Raw genomic sequence first — 8,845 nt, 5'->3', positions numbered from 1 at the left:
CAATGGTGGCGACCACAATGATGATTAAGCTGACACCACCAATGAACTCGCACATCCTTGCAATAAAGCGACTGACTTTGACTAAAAATACCATGTGACATCTCCTACCTCATCAAAATCTGATGAAATGCTATTGGAGTAGCTAGACATGGTAGGCAGAGCAGCTTGCAGTGCTCCAGAAGATAGATTTCTTTTCATCTTAGAATCCTTTCTTGATGGTTAGATATTTTACTGCTTTTAGGTCGTGTTCTAAATCATTATTGTATTAGCTTAGCACCCGTATTGGCTTGTAACTCATCAAAAGTTAAACCAGCGACCATCTCACGAACCACCAATCCCTGATCGGTAACATCAATCACCGCTAAATCAGTATAGATTCGATCGACACATTTTTCACCAGTGATGGGTAAACTGAGGGTCTCAACAATTTTAGGTGCACCATTTTTGCTAACATGGTCCATCATCACATAAACTTCTTTAGCACCAACGGCTAAATCCATTGCACCACCCACTGCTGGAATGTCTTGTTGTCGACCTAAAAACCAGTTAGCAATATCTCCGTTTTCAGCAACTTCAAAGGCACCAAGGACACATAGATCAATATGGCCACCGCGAATCATAGTAAAGGAATCGCCATGGTGAAAGTAACTACCGCCTTTAAGCAAAGTAATGTACTGTTTACCAGCATTAATCAAATCGCCGTCCTCTTCACCCTCTACAGGTTCAGGTCCCATCCCTAAAACACCATTTTCACTGTGTAAAAAAATATCTTTGTCATCAGGCAAGAAGCCAGCGACCTTCGTTGGCTGACCAATACCCAAATTAACATACATGCCTTCTTCAATATCTTGAGCAACCCATTTGGCAATCTCATCAACGGACCAGGGTGTATAATTATTCATTATGTCTTTGCTCCCATACACACGACTTCATGGACGAAAATACCCGGTGTAATAATATGTTCGGGATCCAAAGCACCTAATGCTACTACCTCACTGACTTGAGCAATCGTATGCTTCGATGCCGTAGCCATAATAGGTCCAAAGTTGCGTGCAGCTTTACGATAAGTTAAGTTACCCCAGCGATCACCCTTAAATGCCTTGATAAGGGCAAAATCACCTTTAATCGGATATTCCAACACATAATTCACGCCATCAATGGTGCGCGTTTCCTTACCTTCGGCAAGCAGTGTTCCATACGCGGTCGGTGTATAAATAGCACCAAGACCGCTCCCACCCGCTTCAAGTCGTGCCGCCAACGACCCTTGCGGCACCACTTCAAGTTCAATCTTTCCAGCTCGGTATAAATCATCAAAGATATACGAATCATGTTGACGCGGGAAAGAGCAAATAATTTTACGCACACACCCTGCTTTTAATAACAAAGCCAGTCCCGTATCACCGTTACCCGCATTATTACTAACAATCGTTAGATTCTTAGCATTATGCTCGATCAACGCATCAATCAATTCTGCTGGTTGGCCTGCCAATCCAAAACCGCCTATCAAGATGGTCGCCCCATCATTGATATTATTCACGGCTTCGGCGGCAGATTCTGTCACTTTATTTAACATTGAATTATCCTGTATAAAAAGGGTTACACCTACAAATATACCCTCCTGAAATAGTAAGCTATGTTACGCAATAGCCTATAATATCTCGAACGTATAAGTAGATAACACTCACTAACTTCAACGATCAGAATAGCCAACCTGAGTTGTTTATTCTAATTCCTCAAGTGATAACCCAACATAATTCTCAGCAATGTTTGTCTTCCCTGCTTCCGAATTAATGAAGTAGTCAAATTCCGCTTGTTGTACCCGAAAATCAAAACGACTGGCACTTGGGAAACGATGTAAGAGCGTGGTCATCCACCAAGAGAAGCGTACCGATTTCCAAACACGTGCTAGGCATACTTCTTGATAGCGTGGAATTAAGTCAGTACGCCCTTCTTTATATATTTTTACAAATAAACGGAATGCAGTTTCCACATCACTCGCAGCAAGGTTCAGTCCTTTAGCGCCTGTTGGTGGTACGATATGCGCAGAATCCCCTATTAGAAACAACTTGCCATATTGCATGGTCTCACATACATAAGAGCGTAATGGTGCAATACTCATCTCTATGGCCGGGCCAGTAACTAAGCGTTCAGCCATTTTTGGTGGAATGCGGCGCTTCAACTCATCCCAGAACTTTTCTTCGTTCCAGTCTTCAATTTTATCGGTGTCAGGCACTTGTAAGTAGTAACGACTTCTAGTTAGAGAACGCATTGAACATAAGGCAAATCCACGCTCATGGGCACAATAAACCAGTTCATCATTTACTGGCGGGGTATCACTCATCAAACCCAACCAGCCAAATGGATAAACTTTCTCATATTCTTCTAGTTTATCGGCAGGGATAGATTTTCGCGACACCCCGTGGAAACCATCACAGCCTGCAATATAATCACAATCTAAACGGAGCGATTTACCATTATGTTCGTAAGTAACATACGGCTTGTCTGATTCAATATCGTGTAGCTTCACGTTATCTGTTTTATAAATGGTAACGCCACCGTCTTTCTCACGCTCATCCATCAAATCGCGAGTCACTTCGGTTTGACCATAGACGACCACATGTTTGCCGCCGCTATATTTTGCGATATCTAGATGATGGTGCTCGCCTTGGAAACTGAAGTCAGTCCCGGTATGGATTAATCCATCTTCATCCATGCGCGCACCTGCACCCGCTTCACGAATTAAATCTACGGTACCTTGTTCTAAAACGCCAGCACGGATACGTCCTAAAACATATTCTGCGGTTTGGCGCTCTACAATAATATTGTCTATCCCAGCTTTAGTAAGTAATTGACCGAGCAATAAGCCCGACGGACCCGCGCCAATAATGGCCACTTGAGTTTTTTTAGTCATGAAATCCCTCTCATTGTCTAATTAAATGCGATTGCTAATTAAGTGTATTTACTATTTATGAAATACTTTGAATTTAAAAGTCAAAAAAGACAGTTTCACCCTCGCCTTGTAGACATATATCAAAACGATAACAAGGTTTACCTTTCCCTTCTTCTTTGACGGCTATCAAGGTTTGTCGACGTTCTGATGATGGAACAGATGTTAAGATTGGGCAGTTTTTATTGCTTTCTTGCTCGTCATCAAAATAGGCTCTGGTTTGCAGATGCAGATTAATACCACGGGCAAAAACAGCGATGTTGACGTGAGGGGCCATGAGTTTGCCATCAAAATCAACTTGACCTGGTTTGACAGTATTAAAATGAAACTCTCCATCTAAAGCACAGGTGCTACGACCAAAACTACGAAATGGTTTTTTATTGTCAAAATCAGCCAGATAATGACCTTGACTGTCCGCTTGCCATATTTCTATCAGGGCATCACGCACCAAATCACCATTGCCGTCATAGACGTAACCCACCAATTCAATATGCTCACCTTCGGCATCTTTATTAGCCAAATCTTGCCATATTTCATCTGCTCGCGGTTCAAATCCAGCGATTTCTAGTGCTAAACCGATATGAACAAAAGGACCTGCCGTTTGTGAGGCAGTTTCACGCAATAGACCGGTTTGATCTTGTAATTTGTATTGGCTATACATGTTTTACTCCTCAAAATAGGTTTGTAATGCGCCGCGAACGACAATATCAAAACGATATGCCAAGTAATCCATAGGTTTACTCATAGACATATCGAAGCGTGCAATCATCGTTTCAACGGCTTCAGGATCTTTTAATACTTGTACAATTGGACACTGTGGAATGAGGGGGTCACCTTCAAAATACAGTTGCGTGATCAGCCGTGTTGAGATCGATGCGCCCATGACAGATACGTGAATATGCGCAGGACGCCAAGTATTAACCCCATTTGGCCACGGATAAGGCCCCGGACGCACCGTGCGAAAACGATAGCGACCATCAGCATCGGTAATACAACGCCCAACCCCACCAAAATTAGGATCGAGGGGGGCAAGGTAGCTGTCTTTTTTATGGCGATATCGACCCCCAGCATTAGCTTGCCACATCTCAATTAGAGTATTGGCTACGGGCTTACCGAATTGATCAATCACCTGACCGTGCATAACAATGCGCTCACCAATAGGCAGGCCTGCTTGAGCGCCTTCTGCACGAAAATTCATCAATAGATCATTGTCGTATTGACCGATCTCTAACCCGTTAAAAACGGGACCGCTACGTTCTGAGGGACTCGCATTTTGAATACTGACTAAGGCTTGGCGGGGTGAGCGCGCAACTGATGTTTTATAACCTGGCGTATATTGCGCCGGCTGCCATGACCGATCACGAGCAAGAAAATAAGGGTATTTATGAGTCATTATGGTTATCTCCATTTTTATAAAGCGAACTTTATTTATAGAATATTTTTAGTATATACAATATTAAGAAATTGATTCACCCCAACCATTATCTTTGGCTAAAGAAAAGGCGTGATTGGCTGCTGGTACACCAGCGTAAATGGCCACATGAATCAGTACCTGACGCAGCTGTGCTTCACTAATGCCCAAGCGGTGCGCGGTACGCAAATGCAATCCTAACTCACCATCACGTCCAAGCGCCGCTAATATAGCTGTCGTCACCATACTGCGTTGTTGTACCGTTAAACTGCTATCTCCCCACAGCTCTCCCCAGGCATTACGCGTAATAAATTGTTGGAATGGGTTGTCTAATGTGGTGGCATTTTTAGTCGCTTGTTCAACATGCACTTCACCAAGAATACGCTTGCGTTGTACCAGCCCTTGCTCGTAAGTAATACCTGTTTCACCAACAGTCGCGCGGGCAGCATTGGTTTGAATATAATCAACCAATTGACTTGGCATTTCAATCGATGGCACGTGCCCCGAACCTTCAAATACAGTTAACTGTGCATCAGGAAAAGCGGTTTGCAATCCTTCTAACGCTGTTAGTGGTGTAGACACGTCTTCTGAACCAGCCAATAAAGCAATGCTATCGGCATAACCCGCTAATTTCTTACGATTATCGACTTGTGCTAAGGCTTCGCATAGCTTCGCATAGCTTTCATTATCGCTGCGTGCTAGTTGTATTTTCCAGCCTTGTAACACTTCAGGATACTGCTTGGCATAATCTGGCGAAAACCAACGCGGCACAATCATTTCAACCATTTCAGCCAAGCCTAAACGACGTACATTCTCAGCGCGCTCTGCCCATGCTTCCTTAGTACCAATGACAGCACCAGTATTAGTGAGGCAAACTTGATCTAGACGTTGTGGTGCTATCTGACATAAGCTTTGACCAATGACACCACCAATGGAAGTTCCGATGAAATTAAAGCTCTGGATCTCTAAACTATCTGCTAAGTGGAGGACATCACGAGCGAGTATTTCTGCTGATACTCCTTGTTGTGCTACTCCGCTGCTACCGTGTCCCGGTAAATCCCAGCGAATACAACGATAATGTCCGTGTAATTGATCGCAGACCTCATCCCAAACGTCACGACTCATCCCTAATGGATGCGCCATAAATAGTGCTGGCAAATAGGTCTCGCCGCTATCTTGATACGCCATAAGATGGGCGTCTGTTGCTAAAAATGTCATTCTTATTCTCCTACTCGTGACACTATCAAGGCAATTCCCTGCCCAACGCCGATACACATGGTGCAGAGCGCACGATCTTTTTTGGTACGTTGTAATTCGTGAATGGCAGAAATCAATATGCGTGTCCCAGAAGCACCAAGCGGATGACCTAATGCAATAGCACCACCTTTAGGGTTAATGCGGGCATCATGATCCGCTAACCCCAACTCTCGTGAACAAGCCAATGCTTGTGCTGCAAACGCTTCATTGAGTTCGATAATATCAATATCATCTAAACTGATGTTGAGACGCTTTAATAATTTCTGTGTTGCTGGTACTGGACCGATACCCATAATCGTTGGTAGCACACCAGCAGTGGCCATGCCCTCAATTTTTGCCATAGGCGTTAAACCATATTTTCTTACTGCGGCTTCACTAGCAATTAACATCGCCGCTGCGCCATCATTGATACCAGAAGCATTACCCGCGGTCACACTGCCATTTTCAAATAACGGGCGTAGTTTCGCTAAAGCAGCCATATCGACGTCTGGACGTGGATGTTCATCTTTATCAACGATAAGCGGTTCTTTTTTACGTCTCTCGATAGTAATTGGTGTAATCTCAGCCGCTAAACGACCGTCATTTTGTGCTTGTGCGGCTTTTTGTTGCGACCATAACGCAAAAGCGTCTTGATCTTCGCGAGAAATATTAAATTTTTCCGCTAGGTTTTCCGCGGTGCGTGGCATTGCTTCTGTACCATACATGGTATCCAGTTTTTTATTAACAAAGCGCCAGCCCATGGTGGTATCCTGCAATGTTTGGTTACGATCATAAGCCTTTTCTGGCTTACCTACCACCAGTGGCGCACGGGTCATTGACTCAACACCACCCGCGAGAGCTAATTCCATTTCGCCACTAGCGATGGCACGAAAAGCCGTCCCTACTGAATCCAGACCAGAGCCACATAAGCGATTAATGGTCGTTGCCGGCACCTTTTCTGTTAAACCAGATAATAAGCTACTCATGCGTGCCACATTTCGATTGTCCTCACCACTTTGGTTCGCACACCCCATGAAAACATCTTCAATCGCACTGTGATCAAAGTCAGGCGCATCGTCCAATACCGCTTTGATGACTTGTGCCAGCAAATCATCAGGACGAATGTCGGATAAAGAGCCACCATAACGGCCTACTGCTGATCGCTTTGGATGACAAATATAAACTGCAGTCATGTTTTTCTCCTTATGGCTCTATTAGCACGTCTCATTTTGTTCTATATTAGAATTAATGTTCGTATAGTGAATTAACTTATACCTTTTCTATTCCTCTGTCAATCTGGATATATGTTTTTATTATTTTGAATCAGTTTAAGATCAATTTAAAAACCAGTATATTTTATATCTTAGTCTGAAATATTATTTACAATAAAAAAAGACCCAAGTTTTGGGTCTTTTTTTACTTCGTTAACATCGCCAAATCAAAAAATAATCGTGCTTACTTTAAAAGTATACGTCCTGCTTCTACCCTACTTAGCCCAGTTTGGATCAAGTCTGTTCATCAGTCGGTAGTAAGCCGGCCATTCGGGAAGCCTAACTTGAGCACCTGCTTGCGCATCACCGCCTTCAAACTGCTCTCTGGTTAGTTCCATAGCCTCTTCACTGATTTCATTTAATTCTCCACCTGAAGCCATAGTTTTAAGCTGTACGGCACAGCCTTGAATCATTTGGTACATTCGCATAAATGCCCAGGCAACATCAGGACCTGTGGTTATCACACCGTGGTTTTTAAGCATTAAAGTATGATTCGTAGGTCCTATTGAAGATACTAACCTTTGCTGTTCATTCGCATCTAAGACAATTCCTTCAAAATCATGATATCCGATTCTGTCATAAAACATAAACGCTTCTTGAAATAATGGAATGAAACCACATTTCAAAGAACTCACTGCTTGAACATCAATATTGTGGGTATGCATAACACAATGTATATCTGGCCTGCCTTTATGAATGGCCGTATGAATGACATTACCCGCTTTATTTATGGGATAGGGTGAATCATCAACCTTATTGCCATCAAAATCGATTTTTACTAAATTTGATGGTTTAATTTCACTATATAAAAGTCCAAATGCATTAATTAATAAATGCTCAGTCCCAGGTATTCTGTATGAAATGTGATTATAAACTTGGGTTGTCCAACCATAATGATCAACCATTCTATAACAGAGTGCCAAATCTATTCTGGCTTTCCATTCAACGTCACTATACCCAGGAGGGGTCACTGTGGATGCAAAAATATCTTCCATGGTATTCTCCTTTTATTCTGGTTTCTCGCCCATTACTACTGCACGATACATTTCTCTTCTGTAGCCATCATAATCATTAAAAGCTTGATGTAGACAGATTCTGTTATCCCACATAATTAATGTATTGTTATACCATTTCAGCCTGCAGACAAAAGATTCTTGGGTAGCGAAGCTAGATAAAAAATCAAGTAAAGGTAATGACTCTTCCTCGGTCATTCCTTCTATCCCACAGGCATAAGTTTTGTCAACATATAGGGATTTTTCACCCGAAACAGGATGTGTTCTTACCAATGGATGATAGGTGCCTTCAACCATCTTTTGGGTATCTACATCAAGTTCAAGGCTTCCTAACTCACTTGCTTTCTTTGATTGTCTTTCGGCTTGCATAGAGGCAACAACATGCTTCGCACTCATCCATACTTTGAGGGGATCTATCATCTTTTTCATTGCGGGGCTTAAGCTGTTATAAGCTAGCACAGAGTTTGCAAATAACGTATCTCCGCCATACGGAGGCATGTCTTTTCCGTAGTTTATAGCCACTGAAGGGGGACAATCTAAAAACGCTGAATCTGTGTGCCAGCCACTTCCAAATACCATTTTTGTTTCAACAGTGGCTTCTTTAATGACCGGTTGAATATTCTCATGGCCAACCACACCTTTGGTGTATGCATCCGTTCCGAACTCACCAAACTTAAGTATTAAATTTTCATGATCCGTAAAAGAGATTTCTTGGTCTCTAAAAAAAATAAGTTTGTGCCTATACAATGCATTTTGAATCTCAGCCATGACGTCATCACTGACGTTGCTTAAATCTACGCCTTGTATTTCTGCTCCCATAGCCGATGCTAAGGGAACAGCAGTAATGTGCTTATAATCTCTGGCACTATTATCAAAGAGTCCCGTTGGATGCGTAATATTTTTCATAATTTTAATCCTTTAAAATTTAGTTATATATTATGTCTTTTGATATAAAATTGGTTTTGAA

General features: G+C 42.5%; 9 protein-coding genes. All 9 read right to left on the bottom strand.

The genetic code is table 11. The annotated features are described in order from the left end of the window. Positions 1–257: 257 nt before the first annotated feature. Positions 258–902: a 3-oxoacid CoA-transferase subunit B gene (locus AAEY88_RS07665; protein WP_350561081.1), complete on the bottom strand. Its 645-nt coding sequence runs from the start codon at positions 900–902 to the stop codon at positions 258–260. Then, on the bottom strand, positions 902–1,573 hold the full coding sequence (locus AAEY88_RS07660; protein WP_350561079.1) for a 3-oxoacid CoA-transferase subunit A: 672 nt from the start codon (positions 1,571–1,573) through the stop codon (positions 902–904). Before AAEY88_RS07660 ends, AAEY88_RS07665 begins: the two co-directional genes overlap by 1 nt. A gap of 147 nt (positions 1,574–1,720) precedes the next feature. Beyond that, positions 1,721–2,911, bottom strand: coding sequence for a 4-hydroxybenzoate 3-monooxygenase (pobA, locus tag AAEY88_RS07655; protein WP_350561077.1), 1,191 nt, complete (start codon positions 2,909–2,911; stop codon positions 1,721–1,723). A 73-nt stretch (positions 2,912–2,984) separates the two neighbouring features. Beyond that, positions 2,985–3,608, bottom strand: a complete 624-nt coding sequence (pcaG, locus tag AAEY88_RS07650) for a protocatechuate 3,4-dioxygenase subunit alpha (RefSeq protein ID WP_350561075.1) — start codon at positions 3,606–3,608, stop codon at positions 2,985–2,987. Between the two features lie 3 nt (positions 3,609–3,611). Beyond that, positions 3,612–4,340 (bottom strand): protocatechuate 3,4-dioxygenase subunit beta, encoded by a 729-nt coding sequence (gene pcaH / locus AAEY88_RS07645; protein ID WP_350561073.1) that lies wholly within the window; start codon positions 4,338–4,340, stop codon positions 3,612–3,614. Between the two features lie 63 nt (positions 4,341–4,403). Beyond that, positions 4,404–5,576 carry an alpha/beta fold hydrolase gene (locus tag AAEY88_RS07640; protein ID WP_350561071.1) on the bottom strand — a complete coding sequence of 391 codons (1,173 nt, stop codon included), beginning with the start codon at positions 5,574–5,576 and terminating at the stop codon, positions 4,404–4,406. Between the two features lie 2 nt (positions 5,577–5,578). Further along, complete coding sequence (gene pcaF, locus AAEY88_RS07635; RefSeq protein ID WP_350561069.1) at positions 5,579–6,787, bottom strand: 3-oxoadipyl-CoA thiolase; 1,209 nt, start codon at positions 6,785–6,787, stop codon at positions 5,579–5,581. Positions 6,788–7,080: 293 nt separating this feature from the next. Further along, entirely contained in the window at positions 7,081–7,860 is a 780-nt protein-coding gene (locus AAEY88_RS07630; protein WP_350561067.1) for a class II aldolase/adducin family protein, read from the bottom strand. A gap of 12 nt (positions 7,861–7,872) precedes the next feature. Beyond that, complete coding sequence (locus AAEY88_RS07625; protein ID WP_350561065.1) at positions 7,873–8,784, bottom strand: TauD/TfdA family dioxygenase; 912 nt, start codon at positions 8,782–8,784, stop codon at positions 7,873–7,875. Positions 8,785–8,845: the final 61 nt, after the last annotated feature.

The sequence above is a fragment of the Psychrobacter sp. CAL346-MNA-CIBAN-0220 genome, from assembly GCF_040309805.1.
GTDB lineage: Bacteria > Pseudomonadota > Gammaproteobacteria > Pseudomonadales > Moraxellaceae > Psychrobacter.
This window is presented reverse-complemented; position numbering and strand designations above follow the sequence as displayed.